Annotated in this window: 24 protein-coding genes; 4 read left to right on the top strand and 20 right to left on the bottom strand. The window is 71.7% G+C overall.

The window, feature by feature from the left end; all coding sequences use genetic code 11:
- Positions 1 to 77 precede the first annotated feature (77 nt).
- Positions 78 to 674: a class I SAM-dependent methyltransferase gene (locus ACGGAQ_RS27750; RefSeq protein ID WP_393054141.1), complete on the top strand. Its 597-nt coding sequence runs from the start codon at positions 78 to 80 to the stop codon at positions 672 to 674.
- A gap of 88 nt (positions 675 to 762) precedes the next feature.
- On the opposite strand, the gene ACGGAQ_RS27745 is transcribed toward ACGGAQ_RS27750, so the two are convergent.
- The 13 genes from ACGGAQ_RS27745 to glyA all read right to left on the bottom strand — a co-directional run bounded on the left by ACGGAQ_RS27745 (position 763) and on the right by glyA (position 11,735).
- Positions 763 to 1,218, bottom strand: a complete 456-nt coding sequence (locus tag ACGGAQ_RS27745) for a DUF2550 domain-containing protein (protein WP_393054139.1) — start codon at positions 1,216 to 1,218, stop codon at positions 763 to 765.
- A gap of 12 nt (positions 1,219 to 1,230) precedes the next feature.
- A complete protein-coding gene (locus ACGGAQ_RS27740; protein ID WP_393054136.1) occupies positions 1,231 to 1,512 on the bottom strand; it encodes a F0F1 ATP synthase subunit epsilon in 282 nt (93 codons plus the stop codon).
- An 89-nt stretch (positions 1,513 to 1,601) separates the two neighbouring features.
- Positions 1,602 to 2,744, bottom strand: a complete 1,143-nt coding sequence (locus ACGGAQ_RS27735; protein WP_393054133.1) for an LCP family protein — start codon at positions 2,742 to 2,744, stop codon at positions 1,602 to 1,604.
- A gap of 223 nt (positions 2,745 to 2,967) precedes the next feature.
- Positions 2,968 to 4,404, bottom strand: coding sequence for a F0F1 ATP synthase subunit beta (gene atpD / locus ACGGAQ_RS27730; protein WP_393054130.1), 1,437 nt, complete (start codon positions 4,402 to 4,404; stop codon positions 2,968 to 2,970).
- Positions 4,404 to 5,333, bottom strand: coding sequence for a F0F1 ATP synthase subunit gamma (locus tag ACGGAQ_RS27725; protein ID WP_393054127.1), 930 nt, complete (start codon positions 5,331 to 5,333; stop codon positions 4,404 to 4,406). The genes atpD and ACGGAQ_RS27725 overlap by 1 nt, the downstream gene beginning before the upstream one ends.
- 4 nt (positions 5,334 to 5,337) lie before the next feature.
- Positions 5,338 to 6,990, bottom strand: coding sequence for a F0F1 ATP synthase subunit alpha (gene atpA / locus ACGGAQ_RS27720; RefSeq protein WP_393054124.1), 1,653 nt, complete (start codon positions 6,988 to 6,990; stop codon positions 5,338 to 5,340).
- Between the two features lie 118 nt (positions 6,991 to 7,108).
- Positions 7,109 to 7,930, bottom strand: a complete 822-nt coding sequence (locus ACGGAQ_RS27715; protein WP_393054122.1) for a F0F1 ATP synthase subunit delta — start codon at positions 7,928 to 7,930, stop codon at positions 7,109 to 7,111.
- Complete coding sequence (locus ACGGAQ_RS27710) at positions 7,930 to 8,469, bottom strand: F0F1 ATP synthase subunit B (protein WP_393054120.1); 540 nt, start codon at positions 8,467 to 8,469, stop codon at positions 7,930 to 7,932. The genes ACGGAQ_RS27715 and ACGGAQ_RS27710 overlap by 1 nt, the downstream gene beginning before the upstream one ends.
- A 28-nt stretch (positions 8,470 to 8,497) precedes the next feature.
- On the bottom strand, positions 8,498 to 8,725 hold the full coding sequence (locus ACGGAQ_RS27705) for an ATP synthase F0 subunit C (RefSeq protein WP_007464523.1): 228 nt from the start codon (positions 8,723 to 8,725) through the stop codon (positions 8,498 to 8,500).
- A 63-nt stretch (positions 8,726 to 8,788) separates the two neighbouring features.
- A complete protein-coding gene (gene atpB, locus ACGGAQ_RS27700; RefSeq protein WP_393054117.1) occupies positions 8,789 to 9,586 on the bottom strand; it encodes a F0F1 ATP synthase subunit A in 798 nt (265 codons plus the stop codon).
- Between the two features lie 11 nt (positions 9,587 to 9,597).
- On the bottom strand, positions 9,598 to 9,834 hold the full coding sequence (locus ACGGAQ_RS27695) for an AtpZ/AtpI family protein (protein ID WP_266245732.1): 237 nt from the start codon (positions 9,832 to 9,834) through the stop codon (positions 9,598 to 9,600).
- Positions 9,835 to 10,027: 193 nt separating this feature from the next.
- Positions 10,028 to 10,453 (bottom strand): hypothetical protein, encoded by a 426-nt coding sequence (locus ACGGAQ_RS27690; RefSeq protein WP_393054113.1) that lies wholly within the window; start codon positions 10,451 to 10,453, stop codon positions 10,028 to 10,030.
- The gene (gene glyA / locus ACGGAQ_RS27685; protein WP_393054110.1) at positions 10,446 to 11,735 is read right to left on the bottom strand and encodes a serine hydroxymethyltransferase; all 1,290 of its coding nucleotides are present in this window, start codon (positions 11,733 to 11,735) and stop codon (positions 10,446 to 10,448) included. Before glyA ends, ACGGAQ_RS27690 begins: the two co-directional genes overlap by 8 nt.
- A 200-nt stretch (positions 11,736 to 11,935) precedes the next feature.
- Here glyA and ACGGAQ_RS27680 point away from each other — a divergent pair, with 200 nt between their 5' ends.
- Positions 11,936 to 13,399, top strand: a complete 1,464-nt coding sequence (locus tag ACGGAQ_RS27680) for an SDR family oxidoreductase (protein WP_393054107.1) — start codon at positions 11,936 to 11,938, stop codon at positions 13,397 to 13,399.
- 19 nt (positions 13,400 to 13,418) lie between these two features.
- Here the strand turns inward: ACGGAQ_RS27680 and ACGGAQ_RS27675 are convergent, their stop codons facing one another.
- From ACGGAQ_RS27675 to prmC, 4 genes are all read right to left on the bottom strand, one after another.
- A complete protein-coding gene (locus tag ACGGAQ_RS27675; RefSeq protein WP_393054104.1) occupies positions 13,419 to 15,533 on the bottom strand; it encodes a transglycosylase domain-containing protein in 2,115 nt (704 codons plus the stop codon).
- Between the two features lie 106 nt (positions 15,534 to 15,639).
- Positions 15,640 to 16,251: a phosphotyrosine protein phosphatase gene (locus tag ACGGAQ_RS27670; protein WP_354861489.1), complete on the bottom strand. Its 612-nt coding sequence runs from the start codon at positions 16,249 to 16,251 to the stop codon at positions 15,640 to 15,642.
- Positions 16,252 to 16,899: an L-threonylcarbamoyladenylate synthase gene (locus tag ACGGAQ_RS27665; protein ID WP_234588740.1), complete on the bottom strand. Its 648-nt coding sequence runs from the start codon at positions 16,897 to 16,899 to the stop codon at positions 16,252 to 16,254.
- On the bottom strand, positions 16,899 to 17,846 hold the full coding sequence (gene prmC, locus ACGGAQ_RS27660; protein WP_393054101.1) for a peptide chain release factor N(5)-glutamine methyltransferase: 948 nt from the start codon (positions 17,844 to 17,846) through the stop codon (positions 16,899 to 16,901). The genes ACGGAQ_RS27665 and prmC overlap by 1 nt, the downstream gene beginning before the upstream one ends.
- A 72-nt stretch (positions 17,847 to 17,918) precedes the next feature.
- On the opposite strand from prmC, the gene ACGGAQ_RS27655 reads away from it, so the two are divergent.
- Positions 17,919 to 19,466 (top strand): diguanylate cyclase domain-containing protein, encoded by a 1,548-nt coding sequence (locus tag ACGGAQ_RS27655; RefSeq protein ID WP_393054098.1) that lies wholly within the window; start codon positions 17,919 to 17,921, stop codon positions 19,464 to 19,466.
- Positions 19,467 to 19,531: 65 nt separating this feature from the next.
- Here ACGGAQ_RS27655 and prfA read toward each other — a convergent pair whose 3' ends face one another.
- Both prfA and rpmE read right to left on the bottom strand, forming a co-directional pair.
- A complete protein-coding gene (gene prfA, locus ACGGAQ_RS27650) occupies positions 19,532 to 20,620 on the bottom strand; it encodes a peptide chain release factor 1 (protein WP_393054095.1) in 1,089 nt (362 codons plus the stop codon).
- 126 nt (positions 20,621 to 20,746) lie between these two features.
- Positions 20,747 to 20,971, bottom strand: a complete 225-nt coding sequence (gene rpmE, locus ACGGAQ_RS27645) for a 50S ribosomal protein L31 (RefSeq protein ID WP_007464546.1) — start codon at positions 20,969 to 20,971, stop codon at positions 20,747 to 20,749.
- Positions 20,972 to 21,249: 278 nt separating this feature from the next.
- On the opposite strand from rpmE, the gene ACGGAQ_RS27640 reads away from it, so the two are divergent.
- Positions 21,250 to 22,146: an AAA family ATPase gene (locus tag ACGGAQ_RS27640; protein WP_393054092.1), complete on the top strand. Its 897-nt coding sequence runs from the start codon at positions 21,250 to 21,252 to the stop codon at positions 22,144 to 22,146.
- Positions 22,147 to 22,189: 43 nt separating this feature from the next.
- Here the strand turns inward: ACGGAQ_RS27640 and ACGGAQ_RS27635 are convergent, their stop codons facing one another.
- Entirely contained in the window at positions 22,190 to 25,693 is a 3,504-nt protein-coding gene (locus ACGGAQ_RS27635) for a phosphodiester glycosidase family protein (RefSeq protein ID WP_393054089.1), read from the bottom strand.
- Positions 25,694 to 25,910: the final 217 nt, after the last annotated feature.

Genomic DNA, 25,910 nt, shown 5'->3' with positions numbered 1-25,910 from the left:
GCCCTCCTCCGGGTGGCCGGTGCAGGGGCCACCGGAGCGATCCCGCCCGGTGGGTGGCGTCCCTAGCGTCGGTCGACGTGACCGACTCGTCGACCTTCCTCAGGCAGTTCGTCCGGCACCCGCTCACCGTCGGGGCAGTGACACCCAGCGGCGCGGGACTGGCCGCCGACATCACCGCGGCGGTGCCCGGCAGTGGCGAACCGGTGGTGGTGGAGCTCGGCCCGGGCACCGGCGCGTTCACCGGTGCGGTGCAGCGCCGGCTCGCCGGCCGGGGCCACCACCTGGCGCTGGAGATCAACCCCCGGTTCGCGGCGCGGGTGGCGCGCCGGTATCCGGAGGTGGAGGTGGTGCTGGCCGACGCCGCGGTGCTCGGTGACCTGCTGGTGGCGCGCTCCCTGCCGTACGCCGACGTGGTGGTCAGCGGCCTGCCCTGGGCGGCGTTCAGCGGGCAGCGGCAGCGCGCGGTGCTGGACGCGGTGACCGGCGTGCTCGGCCCGGGTGGCGTGTTCACCACTTTCGCCTATCGGCACGCGCTGTGCAGCCCTCCGGCGCGGCGTTTCCGCCGGTTGCTCGACCGGACGTTCGAGGAGGTGACGGTGGGCCGGACGGTGTGGGCGAACCTGCCGCCGGCGCTGGTCTACCACTGCCGGCGTCCGCTTGGGCAGGGCCGCTGACGGCGGCTTGCGACGGTGCCAGCCGGGGTTCTCGTGCGCACGGCGGCACCCGGTGGGCGGCCGGAACCGGGCGCCGTAGCGCGCCGGGTCAGGCGGCTGGCCAGTCCTGGGAGGCCAGACGCGGCGAGACCGCCCCCGGAGGGGCGGCCTCGAGCCAGGAGAGGAAACCGGTCACTGTCGACCGCGCCATGGCGATCTCCACCGGTGCGTGGTGACTCGTACAGCGGAGGATCACCCAGTCGGCTGGCATGGAGAGCCGTTCCTGCCCTTCGGGCAATCGACGGCGCTCGACCGCGAGATCCTTGCGGAAGAGGACCCGCTTCGGACGAAGCGCGAAGCTGAACATTCGATACCAGCGCAGCTCGTCACCGGCGAACCGACCGAAGCCGGGTGACCAGCCACGCCCGTCGAGCACGGTGGTGACCCGGACGCTGAGCCGGATGATGCCACCGCTGCGGGTCACGACGGCCCGCCGGACGAAGAGCACGAGAAGCGCGACGAGGATGACGGCGACGCCGATCCCGATGCCTTCGACGATCTCCATCCGCGGGGTGACTCAGCGGCTCTGCGCGGAAACCGGGGTCGCGCTCTCGGCCAGCACGGTGACGCCCTCGGCGCTCACCGAGAGGAAGCCACCGGCCACGTCGTAGGAGACCTGCTCACCGCCGGCCAGCTTGATGCGGACCTGGCCAGGCTCGGCGAGCTGGCCGAGCAGCGGCGCGTGCCCCGGCAGGACACCGAGCTCACCCTCGGTGGTCCGGGCGACGACCATCTCGGCCTCACCGGACCAGACCTTCTCCTCGACGGCGACGAGCTCGACGTGAAGCTGCTGTGCCACGCTGTCTCCTTGCTGCGGCGACGGATTGCCGAAAGTCTAGTCGTGACGCCGAGCCACCCCCAACGCGGGTGGGGAGAGCTGCGCCACGCCTACTTGGTCTTGTTCTGGAATTCGGGGTGCTCGAGCAGGAACGGGTCCAGTTGTTCATTGTGCAGGGCGGTGAAGAAGTCCGGGACGCCTGCCTGGAACTGCTCACCCTTGTAGGTCTTGCCCTCGTAGACCGGACCGCCGGGGAGCTTGATCATCTGGATGGTGTTCGGGCGGATGTTCTTCAGGGCCAGCCCGAAGTCGACCACGCTGTTGCCCCGACCGTTGAAGATCAGCGACTGACCGGCGGCGCGAAGCACCTTGTCGAGCTTGATCGGGTTGGCGACCACGTCGGCGCTGAACGCCTGGCCGACCATCGCCTTGACGAACTGCTGCTGGTGGCGCTGCCGGCCGTAGTCGGCGTCCGGCACACCGTTCTTCGGGTAGCGCTGCCGGACGTAGTCCAGGGCCTGCCACCCGCTGAGGTGGTGGTTGCCCTTCTTGTAGATCGCCTGCGGGCCGACGTAGCCCTCGCCGCGCGTGTTGCCGGGCCGGGGCTTGCCGTCCGGCTGCTTGTGCTCGGACTTCACGTCCCGCTCGACGTACATGTCGACGCCGCCCATCGCATCGACGATCTTCTGGAAGCCGGTGAAGTTGATGATCGCCCCGGCGTCGAACCGCTTGATGCCGGTCACGTTTTGCACGGTGGTGGCCAGCAACTCGAAGCCGCGCGCCGCGTCGGGATTGCCGTCGGGCACCCGGCTGCCGAACGACATCGCCGCGTTGATCTTCGTCGTCTCGCCGGGGAAGTTCGCCTTCTTGAACGCCGGAATGTCGACGTAGAGGTCACGCGGCAGCGAGAAGAGGTAGGCCCGGTCCATCGACGCGGGCACGTGCAGCACCATGATCGAGTCGGCCAGCGGCGCCGCCGTCGGCGTACGCGGGTCGATGCCGACCAGCAGGAGGTTGAGCGGACCCTTGATCTCGCTCTTCTTCTCCTTGGCGCCGGCCGCCTGGTCACCGAAGAGGTCGGCCTTGCCGACGGCGCCCTCGTAGCGGGCCATCAGCACCTCGGTGCCGACCAGCACCCCGCCGCTGAGCATGGTCAGCACCAGGCCGAACACGGTGCACACCTTGGCCCAGCGCGGCACGCCCCGCCAGATGGACGACTTGCGGCCACTCTTGCCGGCCTTACCCACGCGCATCTCCGTTCGTTACGCCCACGAAGAGGAGACGGGCGCACGTCGTCGAAAGGTTGCAGAAGTCAGCGCTCGTTCAGGTGAACGCGCGGACCGACCGTATCTCGCGCGCCGCCGGAGCGACGACCACGAGTAACGGACCGCGACGATGGTAAGGCGTGAAGATGAACAAAAGACTGCCCCGACATTGCCGGGGCAGTCTTTTGCGGTACGGATTCGACGGAGGCCGTCAGGCCTTCATCAGCTCCTCAGCCTTCTTCTCGAGGTCCTCGAGACCGCCGCACATGAAGAACGCCTGCTCGGGGAAGTGGTCGTACTCACCCTCGCTGATCTTGCGGAACGCCTCGATGGTCTCCTTGATCGGGACCGTCGAGCCCGGCACGCCGGTGAACTGCTCCGCCGCGTAGGTGTTCTGCGAGAGGAAGCGCTCGATCCGCCGGGCCCTGGCCACGGTGATCTTGTCTTCCTCGGAGAGCTCCTCGATACCGAGGATGGCGATGATGTCCTGCAGGTCGCGGTAGCGCTGCAGGATCCGCTTCACCTCGGTGGCGACCTGGAAGTGGTCCTGGCCGACGAACTCCGGGGCGAGGATCCGGGACGAGGACGCCAGCGGGTCCACGGCCGGGTAGATGCCCTTGTCGGAGATCGACCGCTCCAGGTTGGTGGTCGCGTCCAGGTGGGCGAACGTGGTGGCCGGAGCGGGGTCGGTGTAGTCGTCCGCCGGCACGTAGATCGCCTGCATGGAGGTGATGGCCTGACCCCGGACGGAGGTGATCCGCTCCTGGAGCTCGCCCATCTCGTCGGCAAGGGTCGGCTGGTAACCCACGGCGCTCGGCATACGGCCGAGCAGGGTGGACACCTCGGAACCGGCCTGCGTGAAGCGGAAGATGTTGTCGATGAAGAGCAGCACCTCCTGCTTCTTCACGTCCCGGAAGTACTCGGCCATGGTCAGCGCGGAGAGCGCCACCCGCAGCCGGGTGCCCGGCGGCTCGTCCATCTGGCCGTAGACCAGCGCGGTCTTGTCGATGACGCCGGACTCGGTCATCTCGGCGATGAGGTCGTTGCCCTCACGGGTGCGCTCACCCACGCCGGCGAAGACCGAGGTACCACCGAAGTTGCGGGCGACACGGGTGATCATCTCCTGGATGAGCACCGTCTTGCCCACGCCCGCGCCGCCGAACAGGCCGATCTTGCCGCCCTTGACGTACGGAGCGAGCAGGTCGATGACCTTGATGCCGGTCTCCAGCATCTCGGTCTTCGGCTCCAGGTCCGCGAAGGCCGGGGCCTTGCGGTGGATACCCCAGTGGTCGTCCGGGGTCAGGGTCTCGCCCTCTTTGAGGTTGAGCACCTCACCGATCGCGTTGAACACGTGGCCCTTGACCGCGTCGCCCACCGGAACGGTGATCGGCTCGCCGCGGTCGCGAACCTCCGCGCCGCGAACCAGACCGTCCGTCGGCTGCATCGAGATCGCGCGGACCAGATTGTCACCCAGGTGCTGGGCGACCTCCAGGGTCAGCGTCTTCTCACCGCCGGACAGGTCCACGGTGACGTTCAGGGCGTTGAACAGGGCCGGCATGGCGTCGCGCGGGAACTCGGCGTCGACGACCGGGCCGATGACCCGGACCACGCGACCCGTGGCCGTCTTGGTCTCTACTGGTGCAGTCATCACACTTCACTTCCCGACGCGGCCAGCGCGTTCGCGCCGCCGACGATCTCGCTGATCTCCTGGGTGATCCCGGCCTGGCGGGCCGAGTTCATCTCACGCGTGTACTTGTCGATCATGTCTTCGGCGTTGTCGGTGGCGCTCTTCATCGCCCGCCGCCGTGCCGCCGACTCGCTCGCCGCCGACTCGATCAACGCCGCGTAGATCCGCGTGTTGATGTACCTCGGCAGGAGCGCGTCGAGCAGCGCCTCCGCCTCCGGCTCGAACTCGTACGCCGGCAGCAGCCCCTCGGAGCGCGGCCGGTCCTCGACCTGCATCGGCCCGAGGATCTTGGCGACCGGGGTCTGCGTCATCAGCGAGTGGAACTCGGTGTAGACGATGTGCAGCTCGTCGACGCCGAGCACCCCGTCCGTCCCGGCGTGGCCGTCCGCGTCGTCCGCACCGGCGGTGAACGCCTTGATCAGCGTCTCACCCACCGTACGGGCGTCCTCGAACGACGGCTGCTCGCTGAAGCCGGTCCAGTTCGCCTCGATCGGACGGTCGCGGAACCGGTAGAACCCGACGCCCTTACGCCCGATGACGTAGAGCACCGGCTCCTTGCCGTCCGCCCGGAGCCGCGCGATAAGCGACTCCGCCGTCTTGATCGCGTTGGAGCTGTAGCCGCCGGCCAGGCCACGGTCGCTGGTGACCAGCAGGACGCCCGCCCGCCGCACCCGCTCACGCGGGGTGAGCAGCGGGTGGTCGATCCGTGCGTTGGACGCCAGCGCCGTGAGCACACCGGTGATGGCCTGGGCGTACGGCAGGGACGCCTGCACCCGGGCCTGGGCCTTGGCGATTCGGCTCGTCGCCACGAGCTCCATCGCCTTGGTGATCTTCTTCATCGACTTCGCCGAGCGGATTCGTTGACGAAGAACGCGTACCTGGGCCGCCATCGGATCAGCTCTCGGCCGGGCGGTCGGTCGCGCCGTCGCGGAAGCGGGTCACCGTCTCGCGGTTCTCGTCGCCCTCCAGCGGCGCGGCCGGCGCGTCGTTGACCTTGCGCTCGTCGGCCTTACCGAGGAAGACCTGCTTGAACTCGGTGATCGCGGCGTCCAGCGAGCCGATGATGTCGTCGCCCCACTGGTTGTCGGCGATCCCGGCCAGCACACCCGCGTGCTTGTGCCGCAGGTACTGGAGGAACTCCGACTCGAAGCGCCGGATGTCGCCCACCGGGATGTCGTCCAGCTTGCCCTCGGTGCCGGCCCAGACCGAGACGACCTCTTCCTCCACCGGGTACGGCGAGTAGTTCGGCTGCTTGAGCAGCTCGACCAGCCGGACACCGCGGTCCAGCTGGGCCCGGGAGGCCTTGTCCAGGTCGGAAGCGAAGGCGGCGAACGCCTCCAGCTCGCGGTACTGGGCCAGGTTGAGGCGCAGCGAACCGGCAACCTTGCGCATCGGCTTCACCTGCGCGGCGCCACCGACCCGGGAGACCGAGGTACCGACGTTGATCGCCGGACGGACGCCCTGGTTGAACAGGTCGGTCTCCAGGAAGATCTGGCCGTCGGTGATCGAGATGACGTTGGTCGGGATGAAGGCCGAGATGTCGTTGGCCTTCGTCTCGATGATCGGCAGACCGGTCATCGAGCCGCCACCCAGCTCGTCGGAGAGCTTCGCGCAGCGCTCCAGCAGGCGGGAGTGCAGGTAGAAGACGTCACCCGGGTACGCCTCGCGGCCCGGCGGGCGACGCAGCAGCAACGACACGGCCCGGTACGCCTCGGCCTGCTTGCTCAGGTCGTCGAAGACGATCAGGACGTGCTTGCCGCCGTACATCCAGTGCTGCCCGATGGACGAGCCGGTGTACGGGGCGATGTACTTGAAGCCGGCCGGGTCGGACGCCGGGGACGCCACGATGGTGGTGTACTCCATCGCGCCCGCCTCCTCCAGCTGCCCCTTGATCGAGGCGATGGTGGAGGCCTTCTGGCCGATGGCGACGTAGATGCAGCGGACCTGCTTCTTCGGGTCGCCGGTGCGCCAGTTGTCCCGCTGGTTGAGGATGGCGTCCAGCGCGACGGTGGTCTTGCCGGTCTTGCGGTCACCGATGATCAGCTGACGCTGACCCCGACCGATCGGGGTCATCGCGTCGATGGCCTTGATGCCGGTCTGCAGCGGCTCGAACACCGACTGCCGGGACATCACGTTCGGAGCCTGCAGCTCCAGCTCGCGGTAGCCCTCGTCGGCGATGTCACCGAGACCGTCGATCGGCTGGCCGAGCGCGTTGACCACGCGGCCGAGGAACGCGTCGCCAACCGGAACCGAGAGCACCCGGTCGGTGCGCTTGACGCGCTGCCCCTCCTCCAGCTTGGCGGAGTCACCGAGGACGACGACGCCGATCTCCCGGACGTCGAGGTTCAACGCCACGCCGAGCGTGCCGTCCTCGAATTCCAGCAGCTCGTTGGTCTTGGTCGAGGGAAGGCCCTCGACGTGGGCGATGCCGTCGCCGGTGTCGGCGACGGTGCCGACCTCCTCGCGGGAGACGTCGGACGAGTAGGAGGAGACGTAGCGCTCCAGGGCGCCGCGGATCTCCTCCGTCGAGATGGTCAGCTCGGCCATCCTCTGCTTCCTTAAAATTCAGGGGCCCGGGATACCTAGTACCAACCGGTCCGAATGGCGTCTGTCAATCCGGGTGCTGAGCGGCGTAGCCGCCGCACACGCTGGACGGCGGAGCCGCTCAGCGCTTCGCGAGCGCGTTGCGGGTCTCGTTGAGGCGGCGCAGGATCGTGCCGTCGTACAGGTCGGAGCCGACCCGGACGCTCACGCCACCGAGGACGGCGGGGTCGACCGTCTGCTTGACGGACACCTCTCGACCGTATATCGCGGTGAGGCTCGCACCCAGCCGACGCTCGTCGGAGTCACTCAACGGGGCCGCGACGGTCACGTACGCCACCTGCCGGTCACGCCGGTCGGCGGCCAGTTCGACCAGCCGGGTGAGCGCCCCGATGAAGGAGCGTCCCCCGAACCCGCTCAGCGCCACCTCGACGAGGCGGACGGTGACCGGGTGGGCCTTGTCGGCGAGCAGCTCACGGGCCAGGGTGGCCCGCCGCTCGACCGGGGCGGCCGGGTCGGCCAACGCGTTGCTCAGCGCCGACTGACCCGTCACGACCTGACCGAAGCGGAACAGCTCGTCCTCGACCTCGCCCAGCTCGCCGGCGGAGTCGGCGCTGGCCAGCAGCGCCTCCACCCCCAGGCGCTCGGTGCCGTCGAGCAGCTCCGACGGTGCCGACCAGCGGCCGGACACCAGCACCACGAGCAGGTCGAGCGCGTCCGCGCCGATCCGCCCACCCAGCATGTCGCCGAGCAGAGCGCCGCGGTCCGCGCCGGAACGAGCCGGCTCGGACAGCGCGCGGCGCAGCCGCGGCTCACGCCGCAGCAGGGTCGCCACGGAGAGGATGGCGTCGGCGGTGGAGGCCACCGCCGACGGCTCCGCGCCGCGGACGTACGCGTCGAGGCGCTCGGCCGCGACCTTGTACGACTCCCGGCTGGCGGCCTGCATCAGCGGGCCCCCGTGCTCTCGAGGCCGCTCAGGAACCGATCGACGGTGCCCTTGCGTCGCGCCTCGTCGGCCAGCGACTCACCGACGATCTTGCTGGCCAGGTCCACCGCGATGGTGCCGACCTCGGCCCGCAGCTCACGCACGATGGTGGCCCGCTCGGCGGCGAGCGCATCCTTGCCGGCCTGGATGACCCGGTCGGACTCTTCCCGCGCCTTGGCGAGGATGTCCTGCCGGATCCCCTCGGCGTCGGCCCGCGCGTCGTCACGGATCTTCGCGGCGTCGGTGCGGGCCTCAGCGAGCTGGGCCCGGTACTGCTCGAGCAGCTGGTTCGCCTCGGCCTGGGCGGCCTCGGCGCGCTTGATGCCGCCCTCGATCGCGTCGACCCGGGCCTGGAACGTCTGCTCCATGCGGGGGAAGACGAACTTCATCAGCACGAAGCAGAGCACGGCGAAGGCGATCGTGCCGACCACGATCTCCTGCCCGATCGGAATGATCGGGTTGTGGCCTGACTCACCACCCTCAGCGGCAAGGTTGAACATGGGTGACCTCCCGGTCGAGGGGCGGGTACTACTTGGCCCAGATGAAGCCGAAGGCGATGCCGAACAGCGCGAGCGCCTCGATGACGGCGAAGCCGATCCAGACGTACGGCAGGGTCATCCGGGACGACTCCGGCTGCCGGGCGGTCGACTGGATGTAGGCGGCGAAGACCAGGCCGACGCCGATGCCCGGGCCGATGGCCGCGAGACCGTAGCCGATGGCGGCGGTGCTGCCATTTACCGCGGCGAGAACGTCCATTAGTGGTTCCTCCTGGTTATCACGCGTGACTCTCACGCGGGACGACAACGGTTGGTGCGTGGATCAGTGCTCTTCGGCGAGCGCGCCCTGGATGTAGCTGGCGCTCAGCACCGTGAAGACGTAGGCCTGCAGGACGATGACCAGTGCCTCGAGCAGGGTCAGCGCCACGGTCATCACCCAGGAGACCACCGAGACCGGTGCCAGCCAGGCGTTGGCGTTGAGCATCGCGAAGCCGCCGAGCGTGAAGACCAGCAAGAGCATGTGGCCGGCGAACATGTTCGCGAAGAGACGGACGGCCAGCGAGAACGGCCGGATGATGAAGGTCGAGAACGCCTCGATCGGAATCAGCAGCGGCAGGATGTACCAGGGTGCCGGCGGGATCAGGGCGTGCTTGAAGTATTTGCCGAACCCGTGGTGCCGGATGCCGATGTAGTTGAACAGCACGTAGCTGATCACCGCGAGGATCGCCGGGAAGGCGATGTGCGAGTTCGGTGAGATCTGGAACAACGGGATGATCGCGAACGCGTTCGTCACCAGCACGAAGCAGAACAGCGTGGTGAAGTACGGAGCGAACCGCACACCCTGGTGACCGATCATGTCGACCGAGATGTTGTTGCGCACGAAGCCGTAGATGGACTCGGCGAACCACTGCTTCTTGGTCGGGACCAGCTTCGGGTTCCGGTAGGTAGCCAGGAAGAAGATGATCAGCACACCGACCGCGATCCAGATCATCAAGGTGAACTTGGTGATCCAGTACGAGTCGTGTGCACCCCAGGGCAGGATGCTGGGCAGGTAGAAGTCCTCCACACTGGGTGGGAATTCCGCCTGGCCCGCTGCCAGGACGTTCGCCTGTCCGAACACCGCGTCCCTTCCTAAGTAGGCGTGCCGAGTCGGCGGATGACCAGGATGACTCCCCCAGCCATGCCGAGCACGAAGCCGATCCCGGTGGCGACGCCACCGGTGTCGAGCCACTGGTCGACCAGCCAGCCGATGAAACCCCACACGAGCATGCCTCCGACGAGGTAGCTGAGCGCGGTCCAACCCTGACCGGCGCCGGACGGATAGTCGTCCGGTTCACCGGCGGGGCGGGGGGTTTGGTCATCAGCCATGACGGGGCGAACGATATCAGCCGGGAAGACGAGGCTGTGCCTCACCCCCCGCACAACCATCGTTGTGTGGGCATCTCGTGGGCGCCGTCGTCTGTGGGCACGCTACTCCCCTTCCGCCCGTCGGAAAATGACCGGAGGCCGACACATTGCGGCGCGTCCGCTGGTTGGGACGGCGGGCCGGCCGATCGCCGGGTCAGTCCCGTGGCCGGCGGGCGTACACCCTGGTCAGCCACCAGAGGTGCACTGCTGTCCACACTGCCACCCCGGCGACGATGCCGAGGCAAAGAGGAATCAACCCGGGCCAGCCGGTCGAGGCCACCGCCACCAGCACGACACCCAACAGGGTGAACTTCAGCACGTACAGACCCACGCCGAGCGGCAGCAGCAGCTGCGGGTTGACCTGGTCGGCCCGGGCCAGCACCACCGTGGTCAGCGTGTAGCTGAGCACCGTGACGCCCACCCCGACCGCCGCGCCGAACGCCGCCGTCGCGCCGCCGGTCACCGCACCGACGACTGCCGTGACCACGGCCAGCGCCAGCGACGCGCCCAGCAGCACCGGCAGGTGCCGCAACCGCCACCGCCGGTCGGCGGCGGGCTCGAGCACCCCGGGCTCAGCCACGGGGGTACGCCGGGAAGGCCGCGGCCAGCTCGGCCACCTCGGCGCCGAGCCGGGTCAGCGCGTCGGCGCCACCCGGTGCGCCCGGGTCCGTGCGCACCGCGCGGGCGATCAGGGCGGCCACCTGCCGCAGCTCCCCCTCGCGCATGCCCTGGGTGGTGACGCTCGGCGTGCCCACCCGGATGCCGGAGGCCACCAGCGGCGGCTGCGGGTCGTACGGGATGGCGTTCTTGTTGAGCGTGATCGCGGCGGCGTCGCACCGGGCCTCGGCCTCCGCGCCGGTCACCCCCAGCTCCCGCAGGTCGATCAGGGCCAGGTGGGTGTCGGTGCCGCCGGACACCGGCCGCATCCCTTCGTCGGCCAGCCCGGCCGCGAGGGCCTGGGCGTTGCTGACCACCTGGCGGGCGTACGTCTGGAACTCCGGCTGGGCGGCCTCGCGCAGCGCGACCGCCTTGGCCGCCACCGCGTGCATGAGCGGGCCGCCCTGGGTGAACGGGAAGACCGCCTTGTCGATCCGCTGGGCCAGCGACTCGCGGCAGAGGATCATGCCGCCGCGCGGGCCCCGGAGCACCTTGTGGGTGGTGGCGCAGACGACGTCGGCGTACGGCACCGGGGACGGAATGGCCCGGCCGGCGACCAGGCCGATGAAGTGCGCGGCGTCCACCATCAGGTACGCCCCGACCTCGTCGGCGATCTCCCGGAACCGGGCGAAGTCGATCAGCCGGGGGTACGCCGTCGCGCCACAGATGATCAGCTTGGGCCGGTGCGCCCGGGCCAGGTCGCGCACCTCGTCGTAGTCGATCAGCTCGGTATCGGGGCGGACCGGGTAACCGACCGGGTGGAACCACTTGCCGGAGAAGTTCACCCGGCTGCCGTGGGTGAGGTGCCCGCCGTGCGGCAGGTCCATCGCCAGCACCGTGTCCCCCGGCTGCACCAGCGCGGCGTACGCGGCCAGGTTGGCGCTCGCCCCCGAGTGCGGCTGGAGGTTGGCGTGCTCGGCGCCGAACAGCTCCTTGGCGCGGGCGATGCCGATCTCCTCGGCCCGGTCCACCTCGGCGCAGCCGCCGTAGTAGCGCCGGCCCGGGTAGCCCTCGGCGTACTTGTTGGTCAGCGTCGAGCCGAGCGCGGCGAGCACCGCCGGCGAGGTCAGGTTCTCGCTGGCGATGAGCTGCAGGCCGCCGCGCAGCCGATCCAGCTCGCCGAGGACCACCCCGGCGATCTCCGGATCAGTGGCCTTGAGCTGCGCGAAATCCGGCCCCCAGAAGGTGCTCGTCTCGGTCTCCACAGCAAACGAGTCTAGGGCCTGTTGCACAAGGGCGGCCGAGCCGAGGCGGAGTCCGGGCGGCGATCCGGCAAGGCGCGGTCACGTCCGGATACCGGTGTTGTATCCGGACGTGACCGCAACGCCGCCGGGCGTCGTCCGGGCCCGCCGCAGGCCGGCCAGTTCTTGTGCAACAGGCCCTCGGGGGCCGCAGACTGGGAGCCGTGAGATGCCTCGTCACCGGAGCCACCGGATACATCGGCGGGCGGTTGACGCCGCTGCTGCTCGCCGACGGGCACACCGTGCGCTGCCTCGCGCGCAAGGCGGTGCGGCTGCGCGACGTGCCCTGGGCCGCGGCGGCCGAGATCGTCGAGGGCGACCTGAGCCGCCCGGAGACGCTGCCCGCCGCGTTCGCCGACGTCGACGTCGCGTACTTCCTGGTGCACTCGCTGGGCCGAGCGGACTTCGAGGCCGCCGACCGGGAGGCGGCGACCAACTTCGCGACGGCCGCCCGCGCGGCAGGCGTACGCCGGATCGTGTATCTGGGCGGCCCGGAGCCGGCGGCCGACGCCGAGGTCCCCTCCCCGCACCTGCGGTCCCGGGCCGAGGTGGGTCGGATCCTGCTGGCCAGCGGGGTGCCCACGGCGGTGCTCCGCGCCGCGGTGATCATCGGGTCCGGGTCGGCGTCGTTCGAGATGCTGCGCTACCTGACCGAGCGGCTGCCCGCCATGGTCACCCCCCGGTGGGTCCGCAACCGGATCCAGCCGATCGCGGTCCGCGACGTGCTGCGCTACCTGGCCGGCTGCACCACGCTGCCGCCCGAGGTCAGTCGCGGCTTCGACATCGGCGGGCCGGACGTGCTCACCTTCCGCGACATGATGCAGCGCTACGCCCGGGTGGCCGGCCTGCGCCGGCGGATCATCGTGCCGGTCCGCCCGCTCACCCCGTCGCTGTCCTCGCACTGGGTCGGGCTGATCACCCCGGTGCCGAACACGATCGCCCGCCCACTGGTGGAGAGCCTGATCCACGAGGCCGTGGCGCACGAACACGACATCGCCCGGTACGTGCCCGACCCACCGGACGGCCTCACCGGCTTCGACGACGCGGTGGCGTTGGCACTGGCCAAGGTGCGCGACGCCCAGGTGGAGACCCGCTGGTCCACCGCGAGCGGTCCGGACGCGCCGGCCGAGCCGCTGCCCACCGACCCGGACTGGTCCGGTGGCACCGCGTACACCGACGTCCGGGAGCGCACGGTGGACGCGTCACCGGCGGCGCTCTGGCGGGTCATCGAGGGCGTCGGCGGCGAGCACGGCTGGTACTCGTTCCCCCTCGCCTGGTCGGTACGCGGCTGGCTGGACCGGCTGGTCGGCGGGGTGGGGCTGCGGCGGGGCCGGCGTGACCCGCACCGCCTCCAGGTCGGCGAGGCGCTGGACTTCTGGCGGGTGGAGGAGATCGTCCCGGGCGAGTTGCTGCGGCTGCGCGCGGAGATGCGACTGCCCGGCCGCGCCTGGCTGGAGATGCGGGCGCTGCCCGTCGACAACGGACGCAGCCGCTACCAGCAGCGCGCGGTCTTCCTGCCCCGCGGGCTGGCCGGACACGCCTACTGGGGGTCGGTGGCCCCGTTCCACGCCGTGGTCTTCGGCGGCATGGCCCGCAACATCGCCCGCAACGCCGAACAGGCTCCCTGACCACCCCACCTCGGACGGGTCAGTTGCCGGTGCGGGCTCCGGTGACCTGGAACGCGGCGCGCTCGCTGGGCGGGACGAAGTCGCGTACCGGCTGGTCGCGGAGGGCGGCGCCGAGCACCTCCCCCACCGCGGTCGCCATTCGGGCCTGCACCGCCTGACCGACCGCGTCCCGTGGGTCGTCGGGGTTGGCCGCCATCGAGGCGACCGCCAACTGCGGGGTGAAGGCCACCACCGTCTCCGTCTCGTACCGGTCGGAGCTGCCGGTCTTGCCGGCCACCGGGCGGCCCAGATGGGAACGCAGGTCGGGCGCGGTGCCGCCGTCGCACCGCCCGTACATCGACTGGTCGCCCACGGGGCAGCGGGCCGCGTCCGCCGCCGCCCGCGCCACGTCGGTGTCGAGCACCTGTCGACAGTCCGGCTTGGCGGCGTCCACCGGCCGGCCGGTGGAGTCGCTGATCGAGACCACCGGCAGCGGCGCGCACCAGGTCCCCTCGGCCGCCACCGTGGCGTACGCCGTCGCCAGGTCCAGCGGGGTCGTCGCGGCCACGCCCAAAGTGAACGGGCCCCAGTCCTTCGCGCCATAGCGGGCCAGCCGCTCGTCGGAGTCGGCCCGCAGCACGATGCCCAGCCGCTCGGCCATCTCCACCACCCGGTCGGCGCCGACCCGCTCGGTCAGCCACGCGAAGTAGGTGTTCACCGAGCGGCCGAACGCGGTCCACATGGTGTGGGGGCCGTCCATCGACGAGGGACTGGCGTTCGACGGGCACCAGCGGCCGTCGCAGCTTCCCGCCCCCGTCACCGGGAACCGGGTGAGCAGTTGGGTCGGCGCCGTGAACTTGGTCGACAGCGGCAGGCCGGACTCCAGCGCGGCCAGCATGGCGAAGAGCTTGAACGTCGAGCCACCCTGGTAGCCCTCGATGGCCCCGCCGCCGGCGACGAGCTGGTTGACCGTGTTCGGATGGTTCTTCTGCCCGACCGGGTTGGCCGCGGTGCTGTAGGTGCGGTTCACCGACATCGCCAGCACCCGGCCGGTGCCGGGCTGCACCACGGCGGTGGGCACCGCCCGCGCCTCGGTCGAGCGGTAGATCTTCAGCACCTGCTCGGTGGTGGCCCGCTGCACCGCCGGGTCCAGGGACGAGACGATGGAGAAGCCGCCCCGACGCAACGTGCGTCGCCGCTCGTCGGCACTCGACCCGAACGCCGACTGGCTGCTCCACCAGCGGGTGAACCAGTCGCAGAAGAAGCCCCAGTCGTTGTGCCCGTCGGGCACCCCCGTGCAGTCGTTCGGCGTTTCGCTGGGTCGCAGTTGCAACGGCTCGGCCTGCGCCGCCGCCGCCGCGTCGGCCGGCACCTGACCGGTCTCGACCAGCCGCTCGAGCACGTACGTCCGTCGGCCCAGGGCGCTGTCGGCGTCCCCGTTTATCGGGTCGTCGCTGTCCGGCGAGCGGACCAGCCCGGCCAGCAGCGCGGCCTGGGCCAGGGTCAACTCGGCCGGCGAGCGGGAGAAGTAGCGCTTGCTGGCCGCCCCGATCCCGTACGCCCCGGCCCCGAAGTAGGCGATGTTGAGATAGCGGGTGAGGATGTCCTCCTTGCTCAGCTCCCGCTCCAGCGCCAGCGCGTACCGCATCTCCTGGAGCTTGCGGGCGGTGGTGACCTCGGTGGCCGCCTGGCGCTGCCGCTCGGTCAGCCGGGGGTCGCTGCTGAGCACGTTGCGGACGTACTGCATGGTCAGGGTGGAGGCGCCCTGCCGGGTCTTGCCGTCACGCTTGTTCACCGTGAAGGCGCGCACCACACCGCGCAGGTCCACCCCGCTGTGCTGGTAGAACCGGACGTCCTCGGCGGCCACGATGGCCTGCCGCATCACCGGGGCGACCTCACGCAGCGGAACGTCCACCCGGTCCTCCTGGTAGAAGGAGGTGATCAGGGTGGTGCCGTCGTTGGCGTAGAGGTTGGAGCGCTGGGCGGTGGGCGGCGTGCGCAGCGTGCTGGGCAGCTCCGAGTAGGGCGTGGACAGGGCGCTGAAGCCGATTCCGAAGACCAGGGCCGCGGGTAGGGCGGCTCCGGCCAGCACCAGTCCGGCCAGCACGCCGGCGATCACCACGGTCAGCAGTTTGTCGAGTCGGGCCCGGATCATCAGCTCTCCCCGCAGGAGCCGGTCACGCTAGGACCCGTTCAGAATGACCCGGAACGCCCCTTTCGCCCCTGGTTTTCCCCAAACCCGGAGGAAACTCGCAGGTCGCTCAGGGCAGCAGCGCGGCGGCCAGCGGGTGGACCGTCTCCTCGATCTCGTCCGCGACCCGGGTGAAGCACTGGTCGCCGCGACCCCAGGGATCGTCGAGATCGTCGGTGGGCAGCGCCGAGGCGCCCAGCCGGTTGTCGTGCGCCGCCGCCACCAGGGCCACGCCCCGGGCGTACACCGCCTCCGGGGTCGCTTCGGCGGCCGGCAACGCGGCGGCGTCCACCGCGGCGAGCAGCCGGCCGAACTCACCCAGCACGAAGGTGCGGGCCGCCGCGTCCGGACGGAGCGCGACCACGTACTCCTGCTGGTCGGCCGTGGCCGTCAGGACCAGGTCGGCGGCGTCGATGTGGTCCGAGCGCAGCTTGCGCGCCGCGAATCCCTCGACGGCGCCGCCACGGTCGATGACCTGTCGCGCCGCCGGCGGGTTCATCTCCTCGCCCGCGTGCCAGCCGCCGGTGCCGGCGCTGTGGCTGTGCACCAGCTCCTCGGCGGCGGCCGGGTCCTGTGCACGCCGGGCCAACCGCTCCCGCACCGCGAGGGCGAGCAGTCGCTCGGCCATCGGCGAACGACAGATGTTGCCCATGCAGACGTGCAGGACGGTGAACGGGGGCACTCAGGCCCCCTGGACGTCGAGAAGATCCGGGACGACGTCGCGCAGCTTCTCCAGCGGGATCGCGCCGGCCCGCAGCAACTGCGGCACCTCGCCGGTCAGGTCCACGATCGTGCTCGGCACCGGATCCGGGCAGGGCCCGGCCTCCAGGTACGCGCGCACCGAGTAGCTGAGCTGGTCACGCGCCTCCTCGGCGGTCACCGCCGCCGGCTGGCCCGTCTTGTTGGCCGAGGAGACCGCCATCGGGCCGGTCTCCCGCAGCACCTCCAGGGCCACCGGGTGCAGCGGCATCCGCACCGCCACCGTGCCCGTCTTGTCGCCCAGGTCCCACTGGAGGCTCGGCGAGTGCTCGACCACGATGGTCAGCGCACCCGGCCAGAACGCCTCCACCAGGTCCCGTGCTGCCGTGGGCAGCGAGAAGACCAACCCGTCCAGGGTGTGGCGCGAACCGATCAACACCGGCGGCGGCATCTGCCGGCCCCGGCCCTTCGCGTCCAGCAGCGCCTTGACCGCGTAGGGCGTGAACGCGTCCGCGCCGATCCCGTAGACGGTGTCCGTCGGGAGGACGACCAGCTCGCCGTTCTTGACCGCCTCGATGGCCGCAGCGATGCCGCGGTCCCGATCGGCGGGCGATCGGCAGTCGTAGAGCATCACGAGGAGTCAGTCTGCCACGCCGGGCCGGGCGCGGTGTGCTGGCCGTCCGCCCGTCGGGACGCGGTGGCGTAGCGAGGGCGGCCGGTGAGGTCCAGATGCTCCGTGACGGCCGCGAACCGGCCGTCGGAGGCGAACAACGCCGGGACCGCCACGTCGTGCGTGTCGTCGTGCTCGACCCCGATGACGCCGCCGGGGCGCAGCAGCGCCGCCGCCCGGGTGATCACCGGTCGGATCACCGCCAGACCGTCCATGCCGCCGAAGACCGCCTCCGCCGGATCGTGCGCGGCCACCTCCGGCGGCACCACCACCTCCACCGGCACGTACGGCGGGTTGCAGAGCAGCACGTCCACACGTCCCACCAGGTGCGCCAGCAGGTCCGGCGCCGTCACGTCGGCCTCGACCACCTCGATCGGCCGGTCGCCCGCGGCGGCCCGCTCGGCCGCGTTGCGGCGCAGCCACGCCAGCGCCGCCGCGGACCGCTCGACCGCGATCACCCGCGCCCCGGGCAGCTCCTGCGCCACCGCCAGGGCGATCGCGCCGGTGCCGCTGCACAGGTCCACGACCAGCGGCTCGGGTCTGCCCCGGCCCTGCTCGACACCCCAGCCCGCCAGCAGCTCCGTCTCCGGGCGGGGCACGAAGACGCCCGGACCGACCGCCAGCTCCAGATGCCGGAATCCGGCCCGACCGGTCAGATGCTGCAACGGCTCCCGGCCGGCGCGACGGCCGACCAGCTCGTCGAGCCGGGCCAGCTGGGCGTCGTCCAGGTCGTCGGCGAGCGCCAGCCGACCCCGGGGCACCCCCAGCACGTACGCCGCCAGCAGTTCGGCCTCCACGCGCGCCGGGCCCACCCCGGCGGCGGCGAGCGCCCGCGCCGCGCGGGCGACCGCGGCGGACGGACGGGTACGGCCTGTCCCTTCGGGGGGGTGTTGCGGCAGAGTGGTCACGCGACAATCATGAGGCGTCACGGACGACGCGACGAACGGGTGCGTCAAGACGCACACGGCAGGAGGTTGTGGGTGGGCTGGCTCGACCGGGTCGATGACCAGGTTGACACCCTCACGCAGGCGCGGGCTTTGCAAGAAGCAAGTCGCTCGGCGGAGTCGTACGCGTTGCTGGAGCGGGTGATCCGCACCACCACCGACCCGGCCGCCCGTGCGGACGCCCTGGTGCAGCGCCTCTCCGCGCTGATCAATCTCGGTCGGACGGCGGAGTTCACCCGGGCCATCGAGGAGGCGTCGGCGGCCGTTCGCGATCTCGCCGAGCCCTACCTGCACGGGCACCTCAACGCGCTGGCCGCGCTCGCCGCGCACCATCAGGGCGCGCTGGACCGCTGCGTCACCCACCTCGTCAAGGCCGCCCGGGCGCTCGGCGCCGTGGAGGACCCGGACCGGGACACCGCGTGGGGCTGGCACGACCTCGCGATGGCCTACAGCTACCTCAGCTTCCACGGCTACGCCCTGGGCGCGATCGAACGCGCGCGGCAGCTCGGGTTGACCGCCGGCATCCCGGAGGAGACGTTCGCCGCACCGGGCATCCGGCTGCGCAACGCGGTGGCACTGGACCACAACGGGGACAGTGACGGCTGCCTGCGGGTGCTGCGGGACGTCGCGGCCGATCTGGCCCGGTTCGTCCGCAGCGGGCGGGCCGGCCGACTGCGCCCGAGCAGCCTCGCCGCGTACGGATACTCGGCGGCACGTCAGGCCGCGCTCGGCGACCCGCTGGAGCCGACCGGCGAGACCCAGCCGTCCCACCTGCTCAGCCACGGCGGGGACAGCGCCCGGGCGCGGGACTTGCGACAGCTCGGCATGGTCTGCCTGGCCGTCGCGGACGGTCGGCCCATCGAGGCGGTCGCCCGACTGGACACCATTCGGGTGTCCACCGAGACGCTCGGCGCGGCCGAGCCGGCCCGGCTGCGCAGCATCGCGCTGGCCCGCGCTGGCGACCACCCGGCGGCGCACCGGGCGGACCGGCTGGCGTTCCGGCTCGCCGCGCAACGCAACGACCGGCTGCGCGACGTCTACATCGACGGCATCGCCGCCCGGATCGACCACGAGGAGATGCGTCGGGAGGCGGCCCGGTACGAGGGCGAGGCGCTTACCGACCCGCTCACCGGGCTGCCCAACCGGCGCAGGCTGGAGCGGTACATCACCGCTGTGGTCACCCGGGGCGAGCGGGTGGTCATCGGCGTCTGCGATCTGGACGGCTTCAAGGCGGTCAACACCCGCCACGGGCACCACTCCGGCGACCTGGTGCTGCAACGGATCGCCGGGGTGATCAACCGGGTGATGCGCCGGGGTGACTTCGTGGCCCGCTACGGCGGGGACGAGTTCGTGGTGGTGCTCCCGGAGACCGGCATGACCGAGGCCGCCGAGGTGGCTCGCCGGATCGAGGCGGCGGTGCGCAACGAGGACTGGGAGTCCCTGGTGCCGGGCACCCCGGTCGGAGTGAGCATCGGCTTCGCGGAGGTCTCCGGCGGAGGCGGGCTGCGCGACGCGCTCAGCGTCGCCTTCGAGCAGGCCGACCGGGAGATGCTGCGCGCGAAGTCACGCCCCCGCGCGAGCTGACCGACGCGGGCGACAGCGTCCGCGGTCGGCTCGGCGCCGGGCCGCCAGACGGGCCGGCGGTACGGTCAGCGGCGCGTCAGTTCGGTGTCGCCAGCCAGCCGGGCGGCGCGGTCGGCCTCGGCCAGGGCGTCCAGCACCCCGTCCAGGTCGCCGGCGAGCGCCAGATCCAGGTTGTACGCGGTGTAGCCGATCCGATGGTCGGTGATCCGGTTCTGCGGAAAGTTGTACGTGCGGATCCGTTCCGAGCGGTCCACGGTGCGCACCTGCGCCTTGCGGGCGTCCGAGGCGGCGGCGTCGGCCTGCTCCTGCGCGGCGGCGAGCAGCCGGGCCCGCAGGATCCGCATCGCCTGCTCCCGGTTCTGCAACTGTGACTTCTCGTTCTGGCAGGAGACGACGATCCCGGTCGGCAGGTGGGTGATCCGTACCGCCGAGTCGGTGGTGTTCACCGACTGGCCACCCGGCCCGGACGACCGGAACACGTCGATGCGCAGCTCGTTGGCGTCGATGGTGACGTCGACGTCCTCGGCCTCGGGGAGCACGAGCACCCCGGCCGCGCTGGTGTGGATCCGGCCCTGGGACTCGGTGACCGGGACGCGCTGCACCCGGTGCACGCCTCCCTCCCACTTGAGCCGCGACCAGACGCCGTTCCCACCCTCGGGCACGCCCTTCGTCTTGATCGACAGCGACACGTCCTTGACGCCGCCGAGATCCGAGTCCTGCGCGTCGATCACCTCGGTGATCCAGCCGTGCCGCTCGGCGTACCGGGTGTACATCCGCAGCAGGTCGCCGGCGAACAGCGCCGACTCCTCACCGCCCTCACCGGCCTTGATCTCGACGATCACGTCCTTGGCGTCGTGCGGGTCGCGCGGGATGAGCAGCTCGGCGAGGCGCTCCTCCAGCGCCGGCAGGGACGTCGCGATCGCCTCGGTCTCGGCCGCGAACGAGGGATCCTCGGCGGCCAACTCGCGGGCCGCGGCCAGGTCGGCGCGCGCCTGCTCCAGCTCACCGGCGGCCTTGTGCAGCGGCACCAGCTCGGCGTACCGGCGGCCCACCCGGCGCGCGGTCGCCTGGTCGGCGTGGATGGCCGGGTCGGCCAGCCGCTTCTCCAGCTCCGCGTACTCGTCCAGGAGGCCGGCCAGACGCTCGCTGCTCATGCTGCGGATGCTCCTTCGACGGTGCGACACCGGGCCGGCCCGAGAGCCGACGGCGCGTGGAAACAGGCGAAACGCGGACGGCGCCCGCGTCCGGCAGAAAACCGGACGCGGGCGCCGAACGGGGAGTTACTTGGCCTTCTTGGCCTGAACCTTGGCGTACTTCTGCTGGAACTTCGCGACCCGGCCGGCGGTGTCGAGAACGCGCTGCTTACCGGTGTAGAACGGGTGGCAGGCGCTGCAGGTCTCGACGTGGATCGCCCCGCCCTTGGCGGTGCTGCGGGTCGTGAACGTGTTGCCACAGGAGCAGCTGACCTCGGTGGTCACGTACTCCGGGTGGATGTTTGCCTTCATCTCGCCTCGGTCCTCTCGTTGGTGGTCGCCGGGTCGCCGTCATCGCTCGTCGCGCCGTACACGACGGGCTCGGGCGTGAACCGGAACCGGTGGCCGATTGACCAGTGTGCCATGGGCCGGAGCCGACCCGGCAATCGGGCCGCACACCTCGTCCGGCATCGTCAACACGTGCCTCCCCGTCCGCATTCCCACCGCCCGACAGGGCATTCGCCCACCCGGCGGACCACCGCCGGGTACCCCGCCGGGGGTACGCACGCCGAGCCGAAGGTGCGCCGCCGATGACCCGCCTGATCGCCACCCGGGGACTGCCCGCCTCGGGCAAGACGACGTTCGCCCGCACGCTTCAGCCGTCCGTCGTCCGGGTCAACCGCGACGACCTGCGCCGGATGCTGCACGGCGAGCGGCTCTTCACCCAGTGGGCCGAGGCCCAGGTGACCGTCGTCCAGCGGGCCCAGGTCGAGGCGCTGCTGCGGGCCCGGGCGGACGTCTGCGTGGACGACACCAACCTGCGCTCGCGGACGCTGCGCGACTGGGCCGAGCTGGCCGCCCGCCACGGCGCGGATTTCGAGGTGCACGACTTCACCGACGTGCCGCTGACCGAATGCCTGCGCCGCGACGCCGCTCGCCCGGCTGCCGAACAGGTCGGGGCCGAGGCCATCCGTCGGCTGCACGAGCGGTACCTGGAAGGGCGCACCCTGCCGTTGCCGGTGCCGCAGGCCCGCACCGGGCGCCCCGCCGTCGTGCACCCGCCGTCGACCGAGCCACCCGAGATCGTCCTGGTGGACATCGACGGCACCGTCGCGCTGGCCGTGTCCCGCAGCCCGTACGACATGACCCGGGTGGGCGAGGACGAGCCGAACACAGCGGTGATCGCGGCGGTCCGGGCGATGCACGCGGCCGGGTACGGGGTGGTCTTCTGCTCTGGGAGGGACGCCTCCGCCCGCGCGGCCACCGAGGCGTGGCTGGCCCGGCACGTCCGGGTCCCCTACCTCGGCCTGCACCTGCGTGCCGTCGGCGACTCGCGGAAGGACTCGATCGTGAAGCGGGAGATCTACGACCGGGAGATCCGGGACCGTTACCGGGTGGCCGGCGTGTTCGACGACCGTGTCCAGGTGGTCCAGATGTGGCGAGCCCTCGGCCTCACCGTCTTCCAGGTGGCCGACGGCGACTTCTGAACGCGAGCAGGGCCCTTCGGCGGGGAAGGGCCCTGCTGGGCGCTCACCGGGTGAGCGAGATGGTGGCGTCGGCGCGGACGCCGTTGACGGTGACGCCGAGGCGTACGGGTGCGCCGGGGCGCAGTGCGGTCAACGTGCCGGTGGCCGGGTCGAAGCGGGCGGTGTGCCACGGGCGCACGCCTGCCGCCGAGCCGATGTGCAGGTTCGGCGAGGCGGTCCAGTCGGCGCTGACGGGAGCGGCCACCGGGACCGTACGGCCGCCGGGCTGGGTGAGCGTGGCGGTGACCGCCGCCGGGGCGCCGACCGCGACGCGGGCCGGTGCGACGAGCGTGAGCCGGTCGGTGTGCGCGTGGAACTCCGCGTCCACCCAGTGGGGCCCCTCGGCGAGCGGGTCGCGACGGGCCCGGTCGGCCTCGGCCGGGGTGACCGGGTCGACACCGAACTCCGTCCAGCCGGTGAAGCCGCCCTGGTCGGCGGGGGTCGACGGCGTCTTGCCCGAGTTGCCGTTGATCACGTAGGGCACCCCGTCGACCCGGTCGGCGTGGAAGGTGCCGACGTGCCCGCCCACGAACAGGGCGCCCTTGCCGGTGCGGTGCTGGAAGTCGGCCAGCCACTGTTCCAGCAGCGCCGCCTCCTTGCGGTCGCCGAGCTGGCTGGCCTGCGCCGGGCTCGGGTCGCGCGCCGGGTGGTGGTGCAGGACGACTACCGAGCCGACGCGCGGGTCGGTGGCCGCCGCGTCCAGCGTCTCGCGCAGCATCCGCACCTGGTCGAAGCCGCCACCACGCAGCGTCCCGGTGGACGAGTTCAGCGTGACGAACCGGGTGCCGGCGTGGTCGAACACCCGCGAGGTGGCACCGAACGCGGCCTCGAAGTTGCTGATCGGGGCACCCATGATCTCGTGGTTGCCGGGGACGTAGTACCAGGGCAGGGCGTCGCCCAGCTCCTCGTCGAGGATCCGCCGGGCCAACGCGAAGTCGGCCGGATAGGCCGTGTCCACGAAGTCACCGTTGATCAGTAGGAAGTCCGGTCGGGCCGCCTTCACCTCGCGCAGCGTCCGCCGGGCCTGGGCGACCAGGTCGCTGTCCGGGTCGGCGGCGACGAACTGGGCGTCGGAGAGCACCGCGAACCGCCAGGGCGCGCCGTCCACCGTGCCGTCGCGGACCACCACCCGGTCGGTGCGCGGGGCCGCTGCCGGCACGTCGATCGTCGGCGGCACCTTCGCCACCAGGTCATCGATGATCACTTCGCTGGTGTACTGCGCGGCGGCGTTGGTCTCGGCCACGTAGAAGCGGCGCACCCGTACCGGGTACTGCACCCCGGCCGGCACCGCGAACTCCACGTACCGCCAGCCGGTCCAGGTGATCAGCGGGCCGCGCAGCACGTGCTGGGTGTCCTGCGCGTCGTGCAGGTGCAGGCTCGGCCACTCCCCGGTGCCGTTGCCGTGGATCCACATGCCGAAGGCCTGCGGCTGGCCGGGCACCTCGATCCAGGCCGGCGGGTCGGCGTACGCGGCCCGGGTGCCGGTGGACTGGCTGAAGTCGTACGACATCTTCAGGCCGGTGCCGGTGTGACCCGGCGCCGGCGCGACCGAGCCGCTGGCGCGGGCCTGGCTGAACCGCCAGGACGCCGCGTCGTCGAAGCCGGCGACCGGCACGTCGGTCAGCCCGACCGTGACCGGCAGGACGGTGCTCGTTTGTCCGACGCGGACGGTCACCAGGGTGGAGCCGGTGTCGCGCAGCGCGGTGACGGTGAGGTTGCCGTCCCGGCTCGGGGCGATCCGCAGCAGGTCGTGGTCGTAGTCGAGGGTGAGGTCCGCCGGCTCGATCGGCGCGCTGTTGCCCTCGGCGTCGTAGCCGACCACCCCGACCAGGGCGTTGCCGTCCCGGCCGGTCAGCCCGATCCGTGGCACCGTGGCGCCGAGCCGGGTCAGCGGGCCCAGGACGGTGAGGCTCAGCGAGCCGGTCGCCCGACCCCGCGCGGCGGTGACCGTGCTGGCCCCCGGCGTGCCGGCGTGGAAGACCCCGTCACGGTCGATGCGGCCCCGGGCCGCCGGGGTGGCCCGCCAGGTGGGCGCACCCGCGGCCGGGCCGTACGTCTCGTCGTAGCCGGCCGCGGTGAGGGTGCGGGTCAGCCCGGGGAAGACCCGGTCGGGCCGGCCACCGCGCACCGGCGAGACGCCCGGGGCTGCGGTGGGATCGCTGGCCGTCTCGACCCAGTAGCCGGTGAGCCGGCCGCTGCCCTTCGGCGCGTAGATGGCCAGGCCGTTGGGCACCGCCCGTTCGCTGCCGTCGGAGGGGCCGTTCTCCACCTGCACGGCCGACGCGCCCGGCTCCCGGGCCAGCAGCGTGGACGATCCGCCACCGTCGAGGTTGAGCGCGTCCCGGGCGCCCAACTCGGCCATCATCCGGCCCATCTCGGTCTGCGTCACGCCGCGGCTGTCGACCTGCCGACCGTCCACCGTCAGCATGATCATCTTCTGGCCGTCGGCGCTGAACCCGACCGCCGTACGCGGGGCGAGAGTCGCATCGGCGATGCTCTGCACGACGCCGTCGCGGACCAGGACGTTGCCGCCTCCGACCGCCGCCTGCAGGGCGCTCCCGTCGGACGACTTCGGTCGCCAGGTCACCGAGACCGGGTCACCCACGTGCAGCCCGGCCAACGCGTCCGCCCCGGCGTCGCGGCCGAGCAGCACCGTGCTGCCGGCGACGACCGGGCCGCTGCCGGCCACGCCGGCCACCGCGGCCACCCGGCCGCCGGTCACCGTCACCTCGACCACCCGGGCCGCGCCCTCCACGGCTCGCTGCCGGGAGTACGTCCCCCACAGCTCGGTGAACGCGCCGATGCCGTCGGCCTGCACCATGTTGTTGAACTGGGTCAGCGCCACCGGCCCGGTGGGCAGGGTGGCGCTGCCGTCGAAGTTCACCTCGACCACGCGACCGATCCCGGTGGCGGTGACCGCCACGGCGTTGCGGTGACCGCCGACCGCCGACTGGATCAGCTCGCCGTCGCGGATGCCGACGCCCTGCGCGGCCCCGGAGTTGTTGATGTCGAAGAAGTCGCCGTTGACCGCGGCGACCGCCCGCGAGTCGTCCACCGCCTTGCGCAGCGGCTCGGCCCGGCTGACCGCGCCGGAGTTGACGTAGTCGACCGTGGACCCGCCGGCCAGGTCGGTGGTGAGCGCGTCGGCGCGCAGCCAGCCATCGGCGTCGTACCTGTCGAAGGAGGTGAGCTGCACGCCCGGCGCGACCGGACGGGTGGCCTTCGTGGTCTCCAGGCCGCCGGCCGGCTCCAGCCCGCCAGCGGCGGCGGTAGGGGCGGTCGCGGCGGTCGGGTCGGCGGCGAGGCTGACCGAGTCGGCCGGGTGGGACGACGCGGCCGGTGCGTCCTCGGCGGCGGTGGCCGGGAGCGCGGGCGGCGACGCCACGGGCCGGTCGGCCACCGACGGTGCCGGCGGCGCGGCGGTGGCCGGCGGCGACACGGCCAGGGCGAGCAGCGGCGTCAGCAGCAGGACACCGGTGCGACGGGCGGATCGTCTGCGGGTACGCATGGACGACAGTCAACCCGGCAATGAATAGAAGTTTCAAGACCTGTCGACTGAACCGAAGGAAAATTCCGCCAACCCCGGCTCCTGGCTCCCCGCCGAACCCCTCTGATGGCGTGCGAGCAGGGCCGGCCGCCCCCTCTCGGTCCCCTTTGCTCTGCTTCAACGGACGCAACACAAAGCGCCCCGAAGTGTTGCGCCGGTTGAAGCAGAGCAAAGGACG

Origin of the sequence: Micromonospora sp. NPDC047557 (assembly GCF_043205095.1) — a bacterium.
In the GTDB taxonomy this organism is placed as follows: domain Bacteria; phylum Actinomycetota; class Actinomycetes; order Mycobacteriales; family Micromonosporaceae; genus Micromonospora.
This window is presented reverse-complemented; position numbering and strand designations above follow the sequence as displayed.

Bases quoted from the DNA above. Each gene is read 5' to 3' on its own strand.
- ACGGAQ_RS27635 (WP_393054089.1), bottom strand. From the start codon at position 25,693: ATGCGTACCCGCAGACGATCCGCCCGTCGCACCGGTGTCCTGCTGCTG.
- ACGGAQ_RS27735 (WP_393054133.1), bottom strand. From the start codon at position 2,744: ATGCGCGTGGGTAAGGCCGGCAAGAGTGGCCGCAAGTCGTCCATCTGG.
- ACGGAQ_RS27710 (WP_393054120.1), bottom strand. From the start codon at position 8,469: ATGTTCAACCTTGCCGCTGAGGGTGGTGAGTCAGGCCACAACCCGATC.
- ACGGAQ_RS27665 (WP_234588740.1), bottom strand. From the start codon at position 16,899: ATGCTCTACGACTGCCGATCGCCCGCCGATCGGGACCGCGGCATCGCT.
- atpA (WP_393054124.1), bottom strand. From the start codon at position 6,990: ATGGCCGAGCTGACCATCTCGACGGAGGAGATCCGCGGCGCCCTGGAG.
- ACGGAQ_RS27715 (WP_393054122.1), bottom strand. From the start codon at position 7,930: ATGCAGGCCGCCAGCCGGGAGTCGTACAAGGTCGCGGCCGAGCGCCTC.
- ACGGAQ_RS27695 (WP_266245732.1), bottom strand. From the start codon at position 9,834: ATGGCTGATGACCAAACCCCCCGCCCCGCCGGTGAACCGGACGACTAT.
- ACGGAQ_RS27705 (WP_007464523.1), bottom strand. From the start codon at position 8,725: ATGGACGTTCTCGCCGCGGTAAATGGCAGCACCGCCGCCATCGGCTAC.
- ACGGAQ_RS27675 (WP_393054104.1), bottom strand. From the start codon at position 15,533: ATGATCCGGGCCCGACTCGACAAACTGCTGACCGTGGTGATCGCCGGC.
- ACGGAQ_RS27745 (WP_393054139.1), bottom strand. From the start codon at position 1,218: ATGGAGATCGTCGAAGGCATCGGGATCGGCGTCGCCGTCATCCTCGTC.
- ACGGAQ_RS27725 (WP_393054127.1), bottom strand. From the start codon at position 5,333: ATGGCGGCCCAGGTACGCGTTCTTCGTCAACGAATCCGCTCGGCGAAG.
- ACGGAQ_RS27640 (WP_393054092.1), top strand. From the start codon at position 21,250: ATGACCCGCCTGATCGCCACCCGGGGACTGCCCGCCTCGGGCAAGACG.
- rpmE (WP_007464546.1), bottom strand. From the start codon at position 20,971: ATGAAGGCAAACATCCACCCGGAGTACGTGACCACCGAGGTCAGCTGC.
- prfA (WP_393054095.1), bottom strand. From the start codon at position 20,620: ATGAGCAGCGAGCGTCTGGCCGGCCTCCTGGACGAGTACGCGGAGCTG.
- atpD (WP_393054130.1), bottom strand. From the start codon at position 4,404: ATGACTGCACCAGTAGAGACCAAGACGGCCACGGGTCGCGTGGTCCGG.